Origin of the sequence: Frigoribacterium sp. CFBP 8751 (genome assembly GCF_014841545.1) — a bacterium.
In the GTDB taxonomy this organism is placed as follows: Bacteria; Actinomycetota; Actinomycetes; order Actinomycetales; family Microbacteriaceae; genus Frigoribacterium.
Map to the genome: position 1 here is coordinate 171600 of NZ_JACYUB010000002.1, position 20303 is coordinate 191902.

Sequence of the window (20303 nt, forward strand, 5' to 3'; positions counted from 1 at the left end):
ACACGCCTGGCAGGAGCGCACGGCGTGGTGTTCCCGGAGCGTTCTGGGGTACAGTGAGCGAGTCGGATTCAATTCCGACGTGCGTCGCGCTGATTCCCCCCAATCGCCCGACGCACGTGGCGGCACCGGTTCCCCCCAACCGGTGCCGCCCCTCTCTTTTAACCCGGTGCTCGCCCGGGTGGTCGGTCGGCTCGTCCCCAACGGCGGCGACGGACGATTCGTCCCCACGCTGCTCCACCGATCTGTCTGTTCCGGTCGGGCCCTCCCTACGGTCGGGACCATGTCCTACGCGCCTCCGGTCGGCACCGCCCGTCACCCCTCCCTCACCCTCGATCACCCCCCTTCTCGCTTCGCCCTGCCTCCTGCGGCGGCGCTCGGTACCATCCGGGGTACAGAAGCCCGTTTCGGGGTACAGGCACGGCTCAGCCGACACGAGCGTTCCGCGTTCGGCCCCCTGGGACGCCTCCTCGACGATCCGGCCGTCACCGACGTGTTCGTGACCGGCGGAGTGGGCGTCTGGGTCGATCGGGGTGACGGGGCCGAGCCCGAGACGAGCCTCCATCTCTCGGAGGCCTCGGCGCGGCAGGTGGCCGTGCGACTGGTCGCGCTCGGGGGACGACACGTCGACGAGTCGAGCCCCTGCGTCGACGTGCGCCTGGGCGACGGTCTCCGGGTGCACGTCGTCCTGCCTCCGTTGGCGGTCTCGGGGACGGCTCTCTCGATCCGTGTGCCGCGTGCCGAGTCGATGACGCTCGTCGACCTCGATCGGCGGGGATTCTTCCCGGCGGGAGCGCTCCAGACGGTGATCGGCTGCGTCGAGCGACGGGCCAACGTCCTGGTCAGCGGATCGGGTGGGGCCGGCAAGACGACCTTCCTCGCCGCGCTGTTGTCCGAGGCTCCCGGCTCCGACCGCATCGTCACCATCGAGGACGTCGCCGAGTTGCGACCTCGTCATCCTCACGTGGTGGCCCTCGAGACCCGTCAGCCCAACCTCGAGGGGGCGGGCGGGGTCGACCTGTCCCGTCTCGTCCGTGAGGCGTTGCGGATGCGACCCGACCGTCTCGTGGTCGGCGAGGTCCGCGGACGCGAGATCCGCGACCTGCTCTCGGCCCTGAACACCGGGCACGACGGAGGCGCGGGCACCGTCCACGCCAACGGTCTCCAGGACGTCCCCGCACGGCTCGAGGCGCTCGGGGCGCTCGCGGGACTCGGGGTGGACGCACTGGCCCGACAGGCCGTCAGCGCGATCGACGCCGTGTTCCACCTCGAGAGACGAGGCGGCCACCGGAGGCTCGCCGAGATCGGCCACCTCGCCGTGACGCCCGACGGGCGGTTGGTCGCGCGGTCGGGATCACGGGGGTGAGCGGCGGCCCGGGTCCCGGACGCCTGAGTACCGGGCGCCTCGGGCCCGGGCGCCCGAGGACGAGGCGGACCCGACCCACGCCGGCCGCCGTCCTGGTCGAACGCCTCGCCGTCCTCGTCGGCGCCGGTGTCGCGCCCGCCCGGGCCTGGGGCCACGTCGCCGCGGTCGAACCCCCGGGGGCCGTCCGACGGCTGGCCGAGGCCGTCGCGCTCGACGGCGACGTCGGCGTCGCGGTCTCCACCAGCCTCGTGTCGTGGCTCGACACCCGGCCCTTCGAGGGTGCCGTGGACTCCGACGGGCACGACCGCACGTGGAGGCAGGTGGCCTGCGCCTGGCGCGTGGCCGAGACGAGCGGTGCACCGATGGCCGACTGCCTCCACTCCCTCGTGTCGGCCCTCCGGGCGGCCGGTGAGGCCCGCCGCGACGTCGAGGTGGCCCTGAGCGGACCACGGGCGACGGCGAACGTGGTCCTCGCCCTCCCGCCCGTGGGTCTCCTCTTCTCCTTGGGGCTGGGCTTCGACACCGGCGCGGTGCTCGCCGGCACCCCGATCGGATGGGCGTGCGTCGGTGTCGCGAGCGGCCTCGTGCTCGTGGCGCGTCGGTGGAACGCGCGACTCGTCCGTGGCGCCCTGCCGTCGTCGAGGGTGCCCGGGTTGCGCCCCGAGCTCCTCGCCGTGGCGCTGTCCGGGGGAGCCTCGTGGTCGTCCGGCCTCGCCGCCGTCGACGAGGCGGTCGCCTCGTGCGGGGTCGAGGCCGTCGCGCCCGACCCACGAGGAGGCGCGGGCTCGGTCGACGAGACCGCCGACCGGATCGAGCGGCGTCGGTGCGAGGCGGTCCTCGACCTGTCCCGTCGTGCCGGGGCGCCGGCGGGGTTGCTCCTGCGCTCCGAGGCTCGCGAGCTGCGCCTGGAGGCCCGCACGGCCGCCCAGACCGCGGCGGGTCGGCTCGGGGTCACCTTGATGCTGCCGCTCGGCGTGTGCATCCTGCCGGCGTTCCTGGTCATCGGCGTCGTCCCGTTGGTGGTGTCACTCGTGTCGTCCACAGCGGGCTCGTGGTGACGGGCCGTCCCCAGCGCGGGACGACGTCCGCTGGCCACCCGCGGACTGCCGCCAGGCTCGATTCGTCACCGGAGAGGTGCCGACACCCACGAGAGGAACATCATGACCGTTGCCGCGAACCCCTCGCCCGCCGTCCCCACGGCGAGCCCTCCGTCCTCCACCTGCCGTACCTCGGCGGCCGGCCGCCTCGCCTCCGCCGCCCGTCGCCTCGTCCGGGCCGACGACGGTGCGGCCACGGCCGAGTACGCCATCGTGATCATGGCCGCGGTGGGCTTCGCCGGCCTCCTCGTCACGATCATGAGGTCGGACGAGGTCCGGGGCATCCTGTCCGACCTGGTCCGGTCGGCCTTGTCGGTCGGGTGATCGCCGTCGTGACGACCAGGGTCCAGGGGCGCCTCGTCCGTCTCTTCCGTCTGGTGGACGGCGAGGGGGGAAGCGCGACGGTCGAGTTCGCGATGACGATGCCCGCCGTGATCCTGGTCGTCGCGATCGTCGTCGCGAGCCTGGGCGTCACCTCGCAGTCGGTCCGCCTCGCCGACGCCGCTGCCGTGGCGGCACGGCAGACCGCCCGGGGCGATCGCGGTTCGGTCGGCGCGACCCTGGCGCGGCTCGCGCCGGGCGCCTCGGTGTCCGAGTCCGTCGGTGCCGACCTCGTCTGCGTCGACCTCCGCCAGGAGGTGCGGGTCGGCCCACTCGGCGAGGTCACGTTGACCTCCCGCAGCTGCGCGCCGACGGCCGGGCGATGACCGTCCGCCACGTCCTGGCGAGCGACCGCGGCAGCTCGAGCGTCCTGTCGGCCGCCGGCCTCGTGACGATCACGGTCCTCGCCGTCGCGCTCGTCGGATCGCACTCGGCCCTCGCCGTCCGGTCACGCACGGCCGGGGCAGCCGACGCCTCTGCGCTCGCCGCGGCCGACGCCCTGTCGGGGCTCGCCACCGGCGCGGTCTGCGACCGGGCCGCCGCGACCGCGAAGGCGAACGACGTCGCGCTCTCGGCCTGCGTCGTCGCGGGCGCGGAGGTCACGGTCGAGGTCTCCACGGCCCTCGGTCCCCTCGTCGTCAGGGCCCGGGCGACGGCCGGTCCACCGCCCGCGACGGCCCCGCCCCGGGGCGGTGGTCCGTGAAGAGAGCCCGAGCGTCGGGTGTGTATGGTGTGGCTGTCGGCTGCACGGCTCCCGACGTTCCTCGGGGTCGGTGGGAGCGATCGAGCACCCCGTCCTCGCCCTGCAGCCCCTCGCCCGGTCCGTCGGACCGGGTCGCCGCACCACCACCCAAGGAGTCCCGTGCCAGGCACGAAGAAACTGGTCATCGTCGAGTCGCCCGCCAAGGCCAAGACGATCGGGCAGTACCTCGGCGACGGATACGAGGTGCTGGCCTCCGTCGGCCACATCCGCGACCTCGTCGAGCCCAAGAACCTCCCGGCCGAGCTGAAGAAGGGGTCGATGGGCAAGTTCTCCGTCGACGTCGAGAACGGATTCGAGCCCTACTACGTCGTCTCGGACGCCAAGAAGAAGACGGTCTCCGACCTCAAGCGCGCCCTGAAGAACGCCGACGAGCTCTACCTCGCGACAGACGAGGACCGCGAGGGCGAGGCCATCGCGTGGCACCTCCTGCAAGAGCTCAAACCCAAGGTGCCGGTCAAGCGCATGGTGTTCCACGAGATCACCAAGGACGCCATCCAGAAGGCGCAAGAGAACACGCGTGACCTCGACACCGCCCTCGTCGACGCGCAAGAGACCCGCCGCATCCTCGACCGCCTCTACGGCTACGAGGTCTCGCCCGTGCTGTGGCGCAAGGTCGGACCGGGGCTGTCCGCCGGGCGCGTCCAGTCGGCCGCGACGCGTCTCGTCGTGGACCGCGAACGCGAACGCCTCGCGTTCGTCTCCGCGTCCTACTGGGACCTCACCGCGACCTTCGAGCCCGTCGCGGCCGAGGGCGAGGCGAGGGTCGCCTTCGGGTCGCGCCTCGTCCGCGTCAACGGGGGACGAGTCGCCGCCGGTCGCGACTTCGACGACCGGGGTCGACTGAAGGGCGAGGCCGTCGCGCTCGACGAGGCGGCGTCGCGGGCACTCGCCGAGGCGTTGAGCTCGTCCGACGTCGAGATCGTCGTCGGGTCGGTCGACTCGAAGCCCTACACCCGTCGTCCGGCTGCCCCCTTCACGACGTCGACCCTCCAACAAGAGGCGGCGCGCAAGCTGCGGTTCTCCGCGCGGCAGACCATGAGCGTCGCGCAGTCGCTCTACGAGAACGGCCACATCACCTACATGCGCACCGACTCGCCGGCGCTGTCCCAGCAGGCGATCGGTGCGGCACGCAGCCAGGCGGCCAAGCTCTACGGGTCCGACACGGTTCCCGACAAGCCGCGGCTGTACACGGGCAAGAGCAAGAACGCCCAAGAGGCCCACGAGGCCATCCGCCCGTCGGGTGACACCTTCAAGACCCCCTCCGAGATGCAGAACGTCCTGCGGGGCAACGACTGGAAGCTCTACGACCTCATCTGGAAGCGCACGGTCGCCTCGCAGATGGCGGACGCCAAGGGATCGACCGCCTCGGTCGTCGTGGCGGCGACCACCTCGGGGACGGTCGAGGGCATCGCCCCGCGTGCCGCCACCGGGACGCTCGCCGAGTTCGCCGCGTCCGGCACGGTGATCACGTTCCGCGGGTTCCTCAACGCCTACGAAGAGGGTCGCGACGAGGACCGCCACGGCGCGGCCGAACCCGCCGAGGCCAAGCTGCCCCCGCTGACCGCCGGTCAGGCACTCGGCCTCGACGAGGTCGAGGCGAAGGGGCACGACACGTCGGCCCCGCCGCGCTACACCGAGGCGAGCCTGGTCAAGACCCTCGAAGAGCTCGGCATCGGACGGCCCTCGACCTACGCCGCCATCATGTCGACCATCGTCGACCGCGGCTACGTGACGCCGCGCGGCACGGCCCTCGTCCCGAACTGGATCGCGTTCTCGGTGGTCCGTCTGCTCGAGGACTACTTCGCCGACCTGGTCGAGTACGACTTCACGGCCAGCATGGAGGACGACCTCGACCTCATCGCCGGCGGCGACGCCGACCGCGTGGACTGGTTGAACGGTTTCTACTTCGGCAACGAGTCGCACCGTGGTCTCCGCAAGGTCATCGACAACCTGGGCGAGATCGACGCGCGCGACATCAACTCCATCGTGCTCGCCGACGGCGTGACCCTGCGCATCGGTCGCTACGGTCCCTACCTCGAGGCGCCGGGCGACGACCCCGAGACGCCCCGTCGGGTGAACGTGCCCGAAGACCTCGCTCCCGACGAGTTGACCGCCGAGAAGGCGCGCGAGCTGATCGACGCCCCCGTCGTCGGCGACCGTGTGCTGGGGCTCAACCCCGAGACGGGCAAGGAGGTCATCGCGAAGGACGGCCGCTTCGGCCCGTACGTCACCGAGCGGACCCCCGAGTCGGCGTCCGACGAGATCGCGGCCGACCCGGCGACGGGCGAGGTGACCGAGCCGGCGGCTACCACGACGACCACGACGGGGGCGAAGAAGGCTCCGGCGAAGAAGGCCCCCGCCAAGAAGGCCGCCGCTCCGAAAGAACGCACGGCGTCGCTCTTCAAGAGCATGGGGGTCGACACGGTCGACCTCGACACGGCGCTGCGACTGCTCGACCTGCCCCGCACCGTCGGCACCGACCCCGAGAGCGGCGACGAGATCCAGGCGCAGAACGGGCGCTACGGTCCCTATCTCAAGAAGGGGACCGACACCCGGTCGTTGACGAGCGAGGACCAGATCTTCGAGATCGACCTGCCCGGGGCGCTCGAGCTCTACGCCCAGCCGAAGTACGGCGCCCGCAAGGCCAGCAGTGCCCTGAAAGAGTTCGAGGCCGATCCGGTCAGCGGCAAGCCCATCAAGGTGAAGGACGGGCGGTTCGGCGCGTACGTCACCGACGGCGAGACGAACGCCACGATCCCGCGCGGTGAGACGGTGGAAGAGGTCGACTTCGATCGCGCCGTCCAGTTGCTCGCCGACAAGCGGGCCAAGGGGCCGGCCAAGCCCAAGACGGCTGCGAAGAAGGCACCGGCCAAGAAGGCGCCCGCCAAGAAGGCGAGCACCACCAAGGCGCCGGCCAAGAAGGCGACGACCGCGAAGGCGACCACCACGAAGGCGTCGACGACGGCTGTCAAGAAGACGCCGGCGAAGAAGGCTCCTGCCGCCAAGGCTCCTGCGGCGACGGCGACGGCGCCGGAGGCCACGGCCGAGTGAACGGCGCGGTCGGTCCCCGAGCCGAGGGTGCACGCTGACCATGCCCCTCTGGGAACACCTCACGGGTCAGCCCGATGCCATCGAGGCGTTGACCGCGGCGGCCTCCACGCAGCCCGGCAACGCCTCGATGACCCACTCGTGGCTCATCACCGGGCCGCCCGGCTCGGGTCGCTCGAACCTGGCCTACGCCTTCGCGGCCGCGCTGCTCTCACGAGAACCGGCCGACGAGGAGGCCACCCTCCGGCAGGTCGCCGCGAGGTCGCACCCCGACCTCGCGGTGCTCAGCACGGAACGCATCATCATCACGATCGACGAGGTCCGGTCGCTGGTCGCGGCGAGCCAGTTCTCGCCGTCGGTGGGTCGCTACCGGGTGGTCGTCATCGAGGACGCCGACCGCATGACCGAGCGCACCTCGAACCTCTTGCTGAAGGCGCTCGAAGAGCCGCCGCCCCGGACGGTCTGGCTGTTGTGTGCCCCGAGCGAGGCCGACCTCATCCCCACGATCCGCTCCCGCGTCCGCAGCGTGCGCCTCCGCATGCCCGCCGTGGGTGACGTCGCCGCGCTCCTCGAGAACCGCGACGGCGTCGACCCCGACATCGCGCTCGTGGCGGCCCGCGAGGCCCAGAGCCACATCGGCATGGCGCGGCGCCTGGCACTCGACGCCTCGGCGAGGTCGCGACGTCGTCAGACCCTCGAGACCGCCCTGGGCATCCGCAGCGTCTCGGACGCCGTCATCGCGGCGGCCACCCTGCTCGCGGTCGCGGGCGACGACGCGAAGGCGATCACGGAAGAGCGCGACGCCGAAGAACGGGCGAGTGCGTTGCGGTCGCTGGGCGTCGAGCCGGGCGGCACCGTGCCCCCGGCGCTGCGCAGCCAGCTGCGTGCCCTCGAGGACGACCAGAAGCGCCGGGCGACCCGGAGCCTCCGCGACGGGATCGACCGCATCATGGTCGACCTCCTCTCGCTGTACCGCGACGTCCTGTTGCTGCAGCTCGGGGTCGACGAGCAGCCCATCAACGAGGCCATCCGGGCGCAGCTCGACGCCGCGGCGGCCGCCTCCAGCCCGGCCGCCACCCTGGCCGTGCTCGACGCGATCGCCCTGGCCCGTCGCCGCATCGAGGCCAACGTGTCGCCGGCCATGGCTCTCGAGGCCATGCTGGTCGTCGTCAGTCGTCACGCCACCCGCTGACCGGCGCGCGCGGCACCGCCACGAGCACCCGTGGCGCTCGCGGCAGCCCCACGAGCACCGGGGCGGCGAGCGGGCCGTCCACCCGTTTCCCCGGGTGCATGCGCGATGATGGCCTGATGAGCGACCCGAACGCCGCCCCCGGCCTGCGCGAGCGCAAGCGTCTGGCCACCCGACGAGCGATCCAGGTCGCCGTCCTCGACCTCATCGTCGAACACGGGCTCGACGCGGTGACGGTCGACATGGTCAGCCGCCGGGCCGACGTCTCGCCGCGGACCTTCTTCAACTACTTCCCGTCCAAAGAAGAGGCCGTGGTCGGCGATCCGCCGGCGCTGCCCGACGGTCGCGACCTCGAGCGGTTCGTGGCCCAGCGCGACGAGCCCGTGTTGTCGAGCCTCATCCAGCTGTTGACGCACGCCGTCGAGTCGGCGACGGTCGATCGAGAACTGGTCGTGCTGCGCCGGCGGGTCCTCCGGGCGCACCCCGACCTGCTGGCCCGTCGCATCGCGTCGACGCGGGTCTTCGAGGAGCGCCTCACGACCGTCGTCGCGCAGCGCATGGCGGCCGACGAGGGCGTAGCGGACGACGCCGTCGACGCCTCGTTGCTCAGCCGCGCGCACCTGGTGTCGCTGGTCAGCATCGCCACCCTCCGCCACGCCTGGGCCGAGTGGATCGACGACGACGACGTGGACCACCTCGGCGACATGCGGTACAGCCTCCGCGCCCGCATGGAGGCCAGCTTCGTCGAGCTCGGTCGCCTCGTGACACGTGAGGTCCGCTGATCCTGTACAGTATCTAATCGTGCCGCGAGGCACGGGCAACCGGCCGAGGTCGGTCCCGCCGCTTTAGCTCAGTCGGTAGAGCGTCTCACTCGTAATGAGAAGGTCATCAGTTCGATTCTGATAAGCGGCTCCACCACAGCCCCGGGTCACGACGACCCGGGGCTGTTCGCATCCGTCGGCCGCGCCGAGGGCGTGCCGGCCTGAGGCCCCCGTCCCGCTCCCTGCGCCCCCAGTAGTGGTGAGCGCGTCGCCGGGTTGTACCCCGATCGGCCCACGGGCCTCGTCCCGTCGCCCTACGGTCGATCTGCGACGCCCACCGCTCGCCGGAAGGAGGTGGCCCGCATGCCCCTCCGAGTGATCTGCACCGCTCTGCTCGCCGCCGTCCTGGCGGGCATCCTCCTCGTGGTCTGGGCCGGAGGCGACTCCTCGGCCCTCGCGACGGCCGGCGTGGCCGACGGGCCGACGACGGTGGTCCTCGCGAGCGGCGACCCCGGACCCGAGGTCGGCCCCGCGGCCGAGGACGCAGGAGGCGCGGGGTGCGTCGACGACGCCACCAGCGCCTCCGTCCCCTCGCCCGTGCAGCCCGGCACCGACGCCCTGAGCGGCGCGACGGGCGCCCCCGACGCGGCGAGCGGCGCGACGGGCACGACCGCCGCCGACCTCGACGCGTTCCGGACGGCCTACGAGGAGCATCGTGAGGCGGCGTGCCTCGGGCTGCTGCCGGCCGCGAACGTGCGTCACGACGCGTGCCTCGAGCAGTACCTCTTCTGGGTCGCCGGCGACCCGAGCCCCGATCCGTTGAGCGCCTGGGGGCACAAGGGCGAGGTGGTCCGCAGTGACGGGGTGCCCCCGGTCGGCTGCGACGGCAACCTCGCGGGCGGCACCGCGACCACGGGCGACGTCGCCGCCGCCAAGTGGTGGGCCTCGGCCCCGCACCGCTCGACCGTCTACCGACCGGACTTCCGCGGAGACCTCGCCCACGCCTGCGTCGGGTTCGCCGCGGTGCACGGGGGAGCGCCGGACGACAGTCCGGACTTCGTCCGCTCGGCCAGTCGCTGGTACGCCTGCTGACCGGAGAGGTGGCACGGGCCTCGAACCGGAGGGCCTCGCCGACGGCGGTGGCTGGTAGACAGTCCGCATGACACTTCGATGGGGAATCCTCGGCGCCGGCGGCATCGCCTCCACCTTCACCTCCGACCTGCAGGGTGCAGGGCTGACCGTCTCGGCCGTCGGGTCGCGCGACCTGGCCAAGGCGCGCGAGTTCGCCGACCGTGCCGGGGTCCCGGGGGCGCACGGCAGCTACGACGACCTGGTCGCCGACCCCGAGGTCGACGTGGTCTACGTCGCCACGCCGCACCCGTTCCACGCCGAGAACGCCCTGCTGGCCATCGCGGCCGGCAAGCACGTCCTCGTCGAGAAGGCCTTCACCGTGAACGCCGCCGAGGCCGAGCGGGTCCACGCGGCCGCTCGCGAGGCCGGCGTGGTCGTCCTCGAGGCGATGTGGACGCGGTACACGCCGCAGAGCGCGCGGCTGCGCGAGGTCGTGCGCTCCGGCGTCATCGGCGAGGTGCGCCTCCTGACGGCCGTGCACGTCCAGTCGCTGCCCACCGATCCCCGCCACCGCATCAACGACCCGGCGCTCGGTGGCGGGGCCCTGCTCGACCTCGGGGTGTACCCGGTGTCGTTCGCGGACGACCTGCTCGGGGCGCCCTCGACGGTCTCGGCCGCCGCCACGCTCAGCGACCAGGGCGTCGACGCCCGCGTCGCGATCCAGCTCGGTCACGCGTCGGGTGCGACGGCCCAGCTGTACGCCGCGCTCGACACCTCGGGCCGCAACACGGCGACGCTGCTCGGCACCGCCGGCCGCATCGACGTCGACGACACCTTCTACGCGCCGGGCGGCTTCACCGTGCGCGACTCGGACGACGCCGTGGTCGAGCGCTTCGACGCCGACGAGGGCGGTCTGCGCGGCATGCACCACCAGGCGCTCGAGCTCGAACGGGTCGTCGCGGCGGGCGAGCGCGAGAGTCCGTTGCTGACCGCCGCCGACGGTGTCGGTGTCATGCGCACGATGGACGAGGTCCGTCGACAGATCGGCGTGCGGTACCCCTCCGAGGGATGACGTCGGCGCGAGGCTCCGTATGATGTCCTCGATGAGCGATCAGGGTGAGCCACGTCACGACCGTCCCGAGGCGACCACGGGTGGTGACGGCGCCGGCCCCCGCGACGCGGCCACGGTGACGTCCGCCGGTTCGGGGTCGTCCGTGTGGCGATGGGTCTCGTCGCGGCCGCGAGGGGTCCTCGTGGCGGCGGGCGTCCTCGTGTTCGCCCTGCTGGGCGGCGGCGCCGTCGCCGCCGGGGCCGCCACCGCGCCCGACGCCGCGACGGTGCGGGCCGCCTCCACCTCCCCCGAGCCGGCGGTCACCATCACACCGACGGTGACTCCCACGGTCGACCCCGCTCGGTCGGTACCGGGCGTCATCCCGGGGGCCACGCGCCTGCGGACCTGCTCGGTCGCCGGTGCCGCGTCCGACGCCCGTCTGGCCCAGTTCGAGGGCAGCGTGGTCAACGCCACCACGGGTGAGGTCCTCTTCGACCGCAACGGCTCGACCCCGGCGCGCACGGGCAGCGTGCTGAAGACCCTGACGAGCGCGGTCGCCCTGTCGGTCCTCGGGCCCGACGCCCGTCTCACCACCCGCGTGACCGGCGACGCCGGGACGGGTGCCGTGTCCCTGGTCGGCGGCGGCGACGCCACGCTCAGCGCCACGGGTTCGAGCGTCTACGCCGGGGCCCCCACGGTCGCCGACCTCGCGACCCAGGTGAAGGCGTCGCTCGGCGAGCAGCCCCTCACGCAGATCACGCTCGACGCCACCTACTGGAATCCCGCCGACAAGTGGGACCCGTCCTGGAAGCGCACCGAGCAGACCATCGGCTACCACTCCGAGGTCACCGCGCTCATGGTCGACGGTGACCGGGCGAACCCCGCCGCGCAGACGAGTCCGCGCAGCACCGACCCCGTCGCCCGTGCCGGCGACGCCTTCCGCTCGGCGCTCGTCACCGCGGGCGTGGTCGGTGCCGACTCCGCCACCATGACCCAGGGCACCGCCTCGAGCGGCACGGTGATCGCCCAGGTGACGTCCCAGCCGGTCAGCCGCCTCGTCTCGCAGCTGCTGCCGACCTCCGACAACACCCTCGCCGAGATGCTCGCGCGCGTCTCGTCGAAGGCGTCCGGTGCCGACGGGTCGGCCGCGTCGCTCACGGCGCTCTACAAGTCCGTGCTCTCGTCGACCTACGGTCTCGACACGTCGTCGCTCACGATCATCGACGGGTCCGGCCTGAGCGAGAACGACGCCGTGCCCTCGACCTTCGTCGCGCGGCTCATGATCCAGGTGCTGAACCGCGAGCACGGCCTCGGCGTCGTCTACGACGCCCTCCCGGTGTCGGGCAAGACGGGCACGCTCGCCTCCCGCTTCACGGGCTCGAACGCCGTGGCCCGAGGCGCCGTGCACGCCAAGACCGGCTGGATCGACACGGCCTACACGCTCGCGGGCACCGTCGACGCGGCGGACGGCACCAAGCTCACCTTCGCCTTCTACGCGATCGGCTCCGTGCAGGACAACGCCCGGGCCGCCCTCGACACCCTGACGACGGCCGTCTACAGCTGCGGCGACAACCTCGCCAACAGCTGAGGCGAGCCGCTGTCGGCGCGGCGCGCGAGAATGGTCGCATGACCAGAGCACTCTTCGTCATCGACGTCCAGAACGACTTCACCGAAGGAGGCGCGCTCGGGGTCACCGGCGGCGCCCACGTCGCGCAGGCGGTCACCGACCACCTCCGCGCCCACCGCGACCGGTACGACCTCGTCGTCGCCAGCCGCGACTGGCACGCGCCCGACGGCGACAACGGCGGCCACTTCAGCGCCGAGCCCGACTTCGTCGATTCATGGCCGACGCACTGTGTGCAGGGTTCGACCGGCGCCGACTACCACCCCGACCTCGACACCGCCCTCGTCGACGTCCACGTGCTCAAGGGCGACGGTCGGCCGGCCTATTCGTTGTTCGACGGGCTCGTCGACGACGGGCGGCCGTTCGGTGACGTCCTCGCAGCGACGGGCGTCGACGAGGTCGACGTCGTCGGTCTGGCGACCGACCACTGCGTCCGGGCCTCGGCCCTCGACGCCGTCACCGCCGGGCTCGGGGTCACCGTGCTGACCGACCTCGTGGCGGGTGTGGCCCCGGCTCCGAGCGAGGCCGCCCTGGCCGAGCTCCGCGCGGCCGGCGTCCGCACGGCCCCGTCGTCGGATGTCGTCGACGGCTCGACCGGGGTCCCGGCATGAGCCGCCCGGTCCTGACGGCCGCCGAGCGTCGTCGCGTGGTCGAGACCGTGCCCACCGGCCTCTTCGTGGGGGGCTCGTGGGGCCCGTCGTCCTCGGGCGACACCATCGACGTCGTCGACCCCGCCACGGGCGAGGTCCTCGTCGCGGTGGCCGACGCGACTCCCGCCGACGGCCTGCGGGCCCTCGACGCCGCGGTCGCCGCGCAGGACGCCTGGGCGGCGACGTCTCCCCGTCACCGCAGCGAGGTGCTGCGCCGCGCCTTCGACCTGCTGATGCAGCGGCACGACGACTTCGCCCTGCTGATGACGCTCGAGATGGGCAAGCCGCTGGACGAGTCGCTCGGCGAGGTCACCTACGGCGGCGAGTTCCTCCGCTGGTTCTCCGAAGAGGCCGTGCGCGTCTCGGGTCGCTACGGCACCAACCCCGAGGGCACCGGCCGGACGACCGTGCTGCACCGCCCGGTGGGCCCCTGCCTGCTGATCACCCCCTGGAACTTCCCCCTCGCCATGGCGACCCGCAAGATCGCGCCCGCCCTCGCGGCCGGCTGCACGGTGGTCGTCAAACCGGCCGAACTGACGCCGCTCACGACCCTCGCCTTCGCCGCGCTGCTCGCCGAGGCGGGCGTGCCCGACGGCGTGGTGAACGTCGTGACGACGCTGTCGGCGAACGACGTGTGCGAGCCCCTGATCCGCGACCCGCGCCTCCGGAAGCTCAGCTTCACGGGGTCGACGCCGGTCGGCTCGACCCTGTTGACCCAGGCCTCCGAACAGGTGCTGCGCACCTCGATGGAGCTCGGCGGCAACGCCCCCTTCGTGGTCTTCGACGACGCCGACCTCGACGCCGCGGTCGAGGGTGCGATGCAGGCGAAGTTCCGCAACGTGGGCCAGGCCTGCACGGCCGCCAACCGGTTCATCGTGCACGAGTCGGTCGCCGACGAGTTCACCGCCAGGGTGGTCGAGCGCGTGCGCGGGCTCCGGGTGGGCGCGGGGACCGACGACGGGGTCTCCGTGGGCCCGTTGATCGACGACCGGGCCGTCGACAAGGCGGACCGGCTCGTCCGCGACGCGGTCGGCCGCGGGGCGGTGGTCGAGACCGGCGGCCATCCCGTCGACGGGCCGGGCACCTTCTTCGAGCCGACCGTCGTGTCGGGCGTCGCCCCCGGCAGCGAGATCCTGACCACCGAGATCTTCGGCCCGGTCCTGGCGATCTCGACGTTCCACGACGAGGCCGAGGGCGTCCATCTCGCGAACGACACCGAGTTCGGGCTCGTCGCCTACGCCTTCACCCGCGACCTCGCCCGAGGGCAGCGGCTCGCCGAACGGCTGCAGACCGGCATGCTCGGTCTCAACGTCGGCGTGGTGTCGAACGCCTCGGCGCCGTTCGGCGGCGTCAAGTCGTCGGGCCTCGGTCGCGAAGGCGGTGCCGAGGGCATCCACGAGTACCTCGAGACGGTGTACGTGCTGACCCCCGACCCGTTCGCCGGCTCATGAGCGCCGTCGAGCCGCTGCGCGTCGGCATCGTGGGCTACGGGCTCGCGGGTCGGGTGTTCCACGGCGCGCTGCTGGCCGCCGACCCGGCCTGGCAGGTCGACGCCGTCGTCACGCGAGACCCCGACCGTGCCGGGCAGGCCGCCGCGGCGCATCCCGGGGCCGAGGTCGTCGCCGACGTCGACGAGCTCTGGGGCCGTGGACTCGACCTGGTCGTCGTGGCCACCCCCAACGACACCCACGTCGAGACCGCGACGCGTGCCCTGCAGGCTGGGGCGGCCGTCGTCGTCGACAAGCCGCTCGCGACCTCGGCCGCCGACGCCCGCGGGCTCGTCGAGCTCGCCGAGTCTCTCGGCCGGCCGCTGAGCGTCTACCAGAACCGGCGGTGGGACGGCGACTTCCTGACGGCGACGCGCCTCGCGGCGTCGGGCGAGCTGGGCGACGTGCACACCGTCGAGTCGCGCTTCGAACCCTGGAAGCTCGAGAACCGCGCCGGCTGGAAGCGTCGGGCGACCCCGGCCGACGGCGGGGGCATCCTGTTCGACCTGGGCCCGCACCTCGTCGACCAGGTGGTACGACTCCTGGGGCCGGCCCGGGCGGTCCACGCCGAGATCGCGACCCGCCGCCCGTCCGGGACGGCCGACGACGACGTGTTCCTGTCGCTCGAGCACGAGGGTGGTCGGCGGTCGCGGCTGGCGATGAGCCACGTGGCAGCCCTCCCCGGGCCGAGGTTCCGTGTGCTGGGGTCGGCGGGGGCGTACGAGGTGCACGGTCTCGACCCGCAAGAGGCCCAGTTGTCGTCGGGACTCGCGCCGACCGACCCCGCCTACGGTGTCGACGCGGGCGATCGTCGGGGCGAGGTGTCCGAGGGCGGCACCCGCCGTGACGAGACGACCGATCCGGGCCGGTACCCCGCGTTCTACTCGCAGCTGGCCAGGGCGTTGGTCGGCGGGGGCGACCTGCCGGTCGACCCTCGCGACGCCGTCCGGGCACTCGAGGTGATCGAGGCTGCGCGTCGTTCGGCCGACGAGGGACGCACGATCCGCCTGTGACCGGCGGCAGCGACACGCGACACGCGGACCACGGCCCGTGGACGACGCTCGCCCCTCGGTCAGAGCCGCGTCGTCCAGTCGACCGTCGCGAGGGTCGCGGCGACGTCGACCTCGGCGAGCGTCGGAGGTGACCAGCGGGGTCGGCGGTCCTTGTCGATCACCCGTGCGCGGACGCCCTCGACGAGGTCCGGCGACGCGGCGAGCGAGGTGACGATGCCCAGCTCCTGCCCCAGCACCGCCTCGAGGTCGGGCAGACGGGCCGCCCGCCGCCGCGCCTCCAGGGTCAGCACCACCGACGTGGGCGAGGCTGCCTCGAGGTCGTCGGCCACGGCTCCGGCGTCGGCGAGACCCGACGCCGAGAGTTCGCGGAGGCGTCGCACGATCGTCCGGGCGTCGTCGCCTCGGTAGGCGTCGTCGATCCACTCGGCGGCCCCGGCGAGATCGGACGGTCCCGCGTCCGTGCCGAGTGCCCGCACGGCCTCGGGGCCCCCGTCGGCCAGTGCCGGCAGGACCCGCGTCAGCTCGGACGACAGGACGAACAGGTCGGCGAAGCCTGTGTGGAGGGCATCGGCAGCCGTCATCGCACGACCGGTCAGGGCGAGATGGGTGCCGAGCTCACCCGGGGCCCGCGACAGCAAGAAGCTGCCGCCCGCGTCGGGGGAGAGCCCGATGCGGGTCTCCGGCATGCCCACCGAGCTTCGTTCGGTGACGATGCGGAGCGTGACGTGACCGCCGAGCCCGATGCCCGCACCCATCGCGATGCCGTCCAGAAGCGACACGATCGGCTTCGACCAGCGTGCCAGGCGCAGCGTTCCCCGGTACTCGCGCCGCCACATGTCGACGCTGCGTCGCGGGTCCGTCGTGGCGGCGGCGTGGATCCACGCGATGTCGCCCCCGGCACAGAACCCCCGGGGCCCGGCACCCCGCAGCAGCACGGACGAGACCCCGGGGTCGTCCTCCCAGACGTCGAGCGCCTGCTCGACGAGCCCGAGCATCTCGATCGTCACCGCGTTGATCTTCTGCGGGCGGTTGAGGGTGATCACGCCGACCCCGCGGTCGACGTGGGTCAGGACGGTGGGGGCGACGTCGCTCATCGGGCCATCGTCGCACGGCGTCGCGGCCGTGCGCCGACACCCCCGCACCCCGGTCTCAGACGAGGAGTTGGTGCTTCGCCAGATCCTTGTAGAGCGGCGTCGTCTGCACGAGTTCGGAATGGGTGCCCACGCCCACCACCCGGCCGGCTTCGACGACGACGATCTGGTCGGAGTCGACCACGGTCGAGAGCCGGTGGGCGATCACGATGAGCGTGCGGTTCTCGGCGACGGCGTCGATCGCCTCGCGGAGGCGCTGCTCGTTGAGACCGTCGAGACTCGAGGTCGACTCGTCGAGCAGCAGGATCGGCGGCGCGTTGAGCAGCGTGCGGGCGATGGCCAGGCGCTGACGTTCGCCCCCGGAGAGCATCACCCCGTCCTCGCCCACCTGGGCGTCGAGACCCTCGTCGCCGCGTTCGACCACCCCGGTCAGGTTCACGGCCTCGAGGACCCGACGGCAGTCGTCGTCCGTGGCCTCGGGCGAACCCAGGGTGAGGTTGTCGCGGATCGTCCCGGCGAGCACGGGTGCGTCCTGTTCGACGTAGCCGATGCGCGACCGCAGGTCGCGCCGGTCGAGGGTGCGGACGTCGGCCCCGCCCACGCGCACGGCACCCGAGGTCGGGTCGTAGAAGCGCTCGATGAGCGACAGGATCGTGCTCTTGCCCGCTCCCGAGGGGCCGACGAGGGCCGTGCGCTTGCCGACGGGCACCGAGAAGCTCACCCCTCGCAGCACCGTGAGGTCGTCGTCGGCGGGGCCCCCGCCCGAGTCGTGGGCCGGGGCACCGGACAGCTGCGGCCCACGCGTCGCCGGCCCGGTGGCGACCGGCGAGTCGGGGTACCGGAAGTGCACGTCGTCGAACCGGACGGCGATGCCGTCCTCGGCCGTGAGACCGGCGCCCGCCTCACGGGTCGCCACCTCGGCCGCGAGGCGTTCGTCGCCGTCGGTCTCGCTCGGCAGGTCGAGGATCTCCTGGATGCGTCCGAGCGCCCCCAGGGCCTGGTTGACGCTGAGCACGGCACCGAGGGCCTGACCTAGCGGCATGATCATGAGGAAGAGGAAGAGCACGAACGAGACGAGCGAGGCGATCTCGATGGCTCCGCTGGCCACCCGGTACCCCCCGACGCCGAGCACGACGAGGAACGAGGCCTGGAGGGCGACGGACGAGATCGGCACGACGAGTGCCGAGATGCGCGCCACCTGCAGCCCCCGTTGGTAGGCGCCCTCGGCGTCGCGTTCGACGGCGACGATCTCGCGTTCGGTGGCGCCCGAGGCGCGGATCGTGCGGACCGAGCTGATGGCGCGTTCGACGGCGGCCGTCAGGTCGCCCACCTTCTCCTGTGCCTGGCGGCTCGCCACGCGGATGCGACCGGACAACAGCACGACGACGACGACCGAGACGGCGACGACGAGCACGGTCAGTCCGAGCAGCACGGGGTCGATCAGGAACATGCCGACCAGGGCGCCGACGAAGGTGAGGCTGCCACCGATCGCCTCGACGAGCCCCTGCGTGAGCACGGCCCGCAGCAGGGTGGTGTCCGAGCCGACCCGCGACACGAGGTCGCCCGTCCGGCGCGTGTCGAACTGGCTGACGGGCAGCCGGAGCATGCGTCCGACGAGGCGACGACGGCTCGAGAGGACGACGCCTTCGCCGGTGCGCTGCAGGAGGTAGTGCTGGAACCCGCTGATCAGCCCGGCCACGACGACCAGCGCGACCAGCGCCCAGACGAGGGGTCCGAGCGTGACGCCCTGCTGCACGGCCGAGATGACCTGCTGCACGAGCAGCGGCTGACCGAGCGACGCGGCGGCACCCAGGACGCTGAGCACGATGATGAAGGCCATGACCTTCTTGTGCTCGAACAGGTAGGGCAGCAGCTGACGGAACGTGGCACGGGGACCCTCGGGCTGCGGGCGGCGACCCCACCGCGACCGGGGCGCGGCCGGTGGGTCGACCCGCGCCTCCTCGCCCTCGGACGTCGTCGTGCGCGCTCGTGTGTCGGAGCTCATGATGCCTCTCGTGCCAGGTGACCGGCGTCGCGGGGTGCGGCGGTCGGATGTCGCGGGCGGTGCCACCGCCGACTACGACCGTACTTCGTCCCGGTGACTTCCACCTGCGTCACGGAACCGGCCCGCGTCCCCGGTCAGGAGGCGCGGGCCGGGCGGCAGGGCACGTCGCGTCGGTCAGCCGGCCGTGTCGTAGTCGACGTCGCGGGTCTCGCGGCTGAGCACGAGCGCGATCAGGGTCAACACCGCCATCGACGACAGGTAGAGGCCCACGAGCCAGGTGCTGCCGCCCGCCGCCGTCCAGAGTGCCACGGCGATGAAGGGGGCCACGGCGGCTCCCAGGATGCTGGCCACGTTGTAGCTGATCGCCGAACCGGTGTAGCGAACGCTCGTGGGGAACAGCTCGGGCAGCACGGCCCCCATCGGTCCGAAGGTCAGCCCCATGAGGACGAAGCCGATGATGAGCAGCGCCTGAGCCCCGAGGGCTCCGGCCGCGAACAGCGGGGCGAACGTGAAGCCGAAGACGAGGATGCCCGCCGTCACGCAGATGAGCATGGCGCGGCGCCCGTACTTCTCGGCGAGCGGCCCCGACACCAGGGTGAAGATGCCGAAGAACACCACGCCGAGGATCAGCATCCAGAGGAACTGCGTCCGGGGGATGCCCAGACCTGCCGGGTCACCCGCGGCGTCGGCCGTGCCGAACGTCAGCGTGAACGTCGTCATCAGGTAGAAGAGCGTGTACGTCGCCAGCATGATGAACGTGCCGAGCAGCAGGGGGCGCCAGCTCGACCGGACGACGCGGGCGAGTGGCAGCGTGGCGACGTTGCCCGAGTCGACGACCTTCTGGAACGCCGGGGTCTCGATGAGCTTGAAGCGCACGTAGAGGCCGATGATCACCAGCACGGCACTCGCCAGGAACGGCAGGCGCCAACCCCAGGCCAGGAACTGCTCCTCGGTGAGGGTCGTGTTCAGCAGCACGAAGAGCAGGTTGGCGATGATGAAGCCGATGGGCGCACCGAGCTGGGGAAACGTGCCGTAGATCGCTCGACGGTTCGCCGGGGCGTTCTCGGTCGCGAGCAGCGCGGCACCGCTCCATTCGCCGCCGAGGCCGAGGCCCTGGCAGAAGCGCAGCACGACGAGGCAGGCGGGGCCGGCGACCGCCCAGCCGGGCGTGGTGCCGGCCGGGATGCACCCGATCAGCACCGTCGCGATGCCCATCGTCAGCAGCGAGGCCACGAGGGTGCCCTTGCGACCGATGCGGTCACCGAAGTGCCCGAAGACGATCGACCCGACGGGCCGGGCGATGAACGCGACGCCGAAGACCGCGAACGAGGCGAGGCGCGCCACGGCGGGGTCGTCGTTGGCGAAGAAGATCGTGGGGAAGACGAGCACCGCGGCGGTCGCGTAGACGTAGAAGTCGTAGAACTCGATCGAGGTGCCGATGAGGCTCGCGACGATGACGCGCGAGCGCTTGTTGGTGGTGGGGGCGGACGACGTCGACGGGTCGATGGTGGGTACGGACACGGGGCACTCCGGGGCAGGGGTCGAGGTCCCGGCGGGCGTCGACGACCGGGCGCGTGATGCGGCGCAGCGGGTCGGACGGAGGCGCGGTGCAGGGATCTGCGGATCGCTCGGCCGGGTGAGACGGGGGCCGCTCGTGACAGCCACGTCCATCGTACTCCGGCTCGTACCCCGGCGGGGACGCGCGTCAG

The 20303-nt window shown here is 72.6% G+C and carries 17 protein-coding genes and 1 tRNA gene; 15 read left to right on the plus strand and 3 right to left on the minus strand.

Annotated features, from left to right (window positions below; all coding sequences use genetic code 11):
• Window positions 1-280: 280 nt before the first annotated feature.
• The 15 genes from IFT88_RS06645 to IFT88_RS06715 all read left to right on the plus strand — a co-directional run bounded on the left by IFT88_RS06645 (window position 281) and on the right by IFT88_RS06715 (window position 15498).
• Window positions 281-1363 carry a TadA family conjugal transfer-associated ATPase gene (locus IFT88_RS06645; RefSeq protein WP_192119637.1) on the plus strand — a complete coding sequence of 361 codons (1083 nt, stop codon included), beginning with the start codon at window positions 281-283 and terminating at the stop codon, window positions 1361-1363.
• Window positions 1360-2421 carry a type II secretion system F family protein gene (locus IFT88_RS06650; RefSeq protein ID WP_192119639.1) on the plus strand — a complete coding sequence of 354 codons (1062 nt, stop codon included), beginning with the start codon at window positions 1360-1362 and terminating at the stop codon, window positions 2419-2421. The genes IFT88_RS06645 and IFT88_RS06650 overlap by 4 nt, the downstream gene beginning before the upstream one ends.
• Before the next feature lie 102 nt (window positions 2422-2523).
• Window positions 2524-2784 (plus strand): DUF4244 domain-containing protein, encoded by a 261-nt coding sequence (locus IFT88_RS06655; protein WP_137846666.1) that lies wholly within the window; start codon window positions 2524-2526, stop codon window positions 2782-2784.
• Between the two features lie 8 nt (window positions 2785-2792).
• Window positions 2793-3167 carry a TadE family type IV pilus minor pilin gene (locus tag IFT88_RS06660; RefSeq protein ID WP_192119640.1) on the plus strand — a complete coding sequence of 125 codons (375 nt, stop codon included), beginning with the start codon at window positions 2793-2795 and terminating at the stop codon, window positions 3165-3167.
• Window positions 3164-3544 carry an Rv3654c family TadE-like protein gene (locus IFT88_RS06665; protein WP_056225561.1) on the plus strand — a complete coding sequence of 127 codons (381 nt, stop codon included), beginning with the start codon at window positions 3164-3166 and terminating at the stop codon, window positions 3542-3544. Before IFT88_RS06660 ends, IFT88_RS06665 begins: the two co-directional genes overlap by 4 nt.
• 159 nt (window positions 3545-3703) lie before the next feature.
• Complete coding sequence (gene topA, locus IFT88_RS06670) at window positions 3704-6655, plus strand: type I DNA topoisomerase (protein WP_043594793.1); 2952 nt, start codon at window positions 3704-3706, stop codon at window positions 6653-6655.
• Between the two features lie 40 nt (window positions 6656-6695).
• Window positions 6696-7844, plus strand: a complete 1149-nt coding sequence (locus IFT88_RS06675; protein ID WP_056225566.1) for a DNA polymerase III subunit delta' — start codon at window positions 6696-6698, stop codon at window positions 7842-7844.
• 116 nt (window positions 7845-7960) lie between these two features.
• Window positions 7961-8623: a TetR/AcrR family transcriptional regulator gene (locus IFT88_RS16785; protein WP_199859006.1), complete on the plus strand. Its 663-nt coding sequence runs from the start codon at window positions 7961-7963 to the stop codon at window positions 8621-8623.
• Between the two features lie 57 nt (window positions 8624-8680).
• Window positions 8681-8756: transfer RNA gene (locus IFT88_RS06685), tRNA-Thr, on the plus strand.
• Window positions 8757-8965: 209 nt separating this feature from the next.
• A complete protein-coding gene (locus IFT88_RS06690; RefSeq protein WP_192119642.1) occupies window positions 8966-9694 on the plus strand; it encodes a hypothetical protein in 729 nt (242 codons plus the stop codon).
• 67 nt (window positions 9695-9761) lie between these two features.
• Window positions 9762-10745, plus strand: coding sequence for a Gfo/Idh/MocA family protein (locus IFT88_RS06695; RefSeq protein WP_043594796.1), 984 nt, complete (start codon window positions 9762-9764; stop codon window positions 10743-10745).
• Window positions 10746-10776: 31 nt separating this feature from the next.
• Entirely contained in the window at window positions 10777-12312 is a 1536-nt protein-coding gene (gene dacB / locus IFT88_RS06700; RefSeq protein WP_199859007.1) for a D-alanyl-D-alanine carboxypeptidase/D-alanyl-D-alanine endopeptidase, read from the plus strand.
• 38 nt (window positions 12313-12350) lie between these two features.
• Complete coding sequence (locus IFT88_RS06705) at window positions 12351-12959, plus strand: isochorismatase family protein (protein ID WP_192119644.1); 609 nt, start codon at window positions 12351-12353, stop codon at window positions 12957-12959.
• Window positions 12956-14449 carry an NAD-dependent succinate-semialdehyde dehydrogenase gene (locus tag IFT88_RS06710; RefSeq protein ID WP_192119646.1) on the plus strand — a complete coding sequence of 498 codons (1494 nt, stop codon included), beginning with the start codon at window positions 12956-12958 and terminating at the stop codon, window positions 14447-14449. Before IFT88_RS06705 ends, IFT88_RS06710 begins: the two co-directional genes overlap by 4 nt.
• Window positions 14446-15498, plus strand: coding sequence for a Gfo/Idh/MocA family oxidoreductase (locus IFT88_RS06715; RefSeq protein ID WP_192119647.1), 1053 nt, complete (start codon window positions 14446-14448; stop codon window positions 15496-15498). The genes IFT88_RS06710 and IFT88_RS06715 overlap by 4 nt, the downstream gene beginning before the upstream one ends.
• Before the next feature lie 59 nt (window positions 15499-15557).
• Here the strand turns inward: IFT88_RS06715 and IFT88_RS06720 are convergent, their stop codons facing one another.
• The 3 genes from IFT88_RS06720 to IFT88_RS06730 all read right to left on the minus strand — a co-directional run bounded on the left by IFT88_RS06720 (window position 15558) and on the right by IFT88_RS06730 (window position 20115).
• Window positions 15558-16592, minus strand: coding sequence for an enoyl-CoA hydratase/isomerase family protein (locus IFT88_RS06720; RefSeq protein ID WP_192119649.1), 1035 nt, complete (start codon window positions 16590-16592; stop codon window positions 15558-15560).
• Window positions 16593-16647: 55 nt separating this feature from the next.
• Complete coding sequence (locus IFT88_RS06725; RefSeq protein ID WP_192119651.1) at window positions 16648-18594, minus strand: ABC transporter ATP-binding protein; 1947 nt, start codon at window positions 18592-18594, stop codon at window positions 16648-16650.
• 174 nt (window positions 18595-18768) lie between these two features.
• Window positions 18769-20115, minus strand: coding sequence for an MFS transporter (locus IFT88_RS06730; protein ID WP_192119653.1), 1347 nt, complete (start codon window positions 20113-20115; stop codon window positions 18769-18771).
• Window positions 20116-20303: the final 188 nt, after the last annotated feature.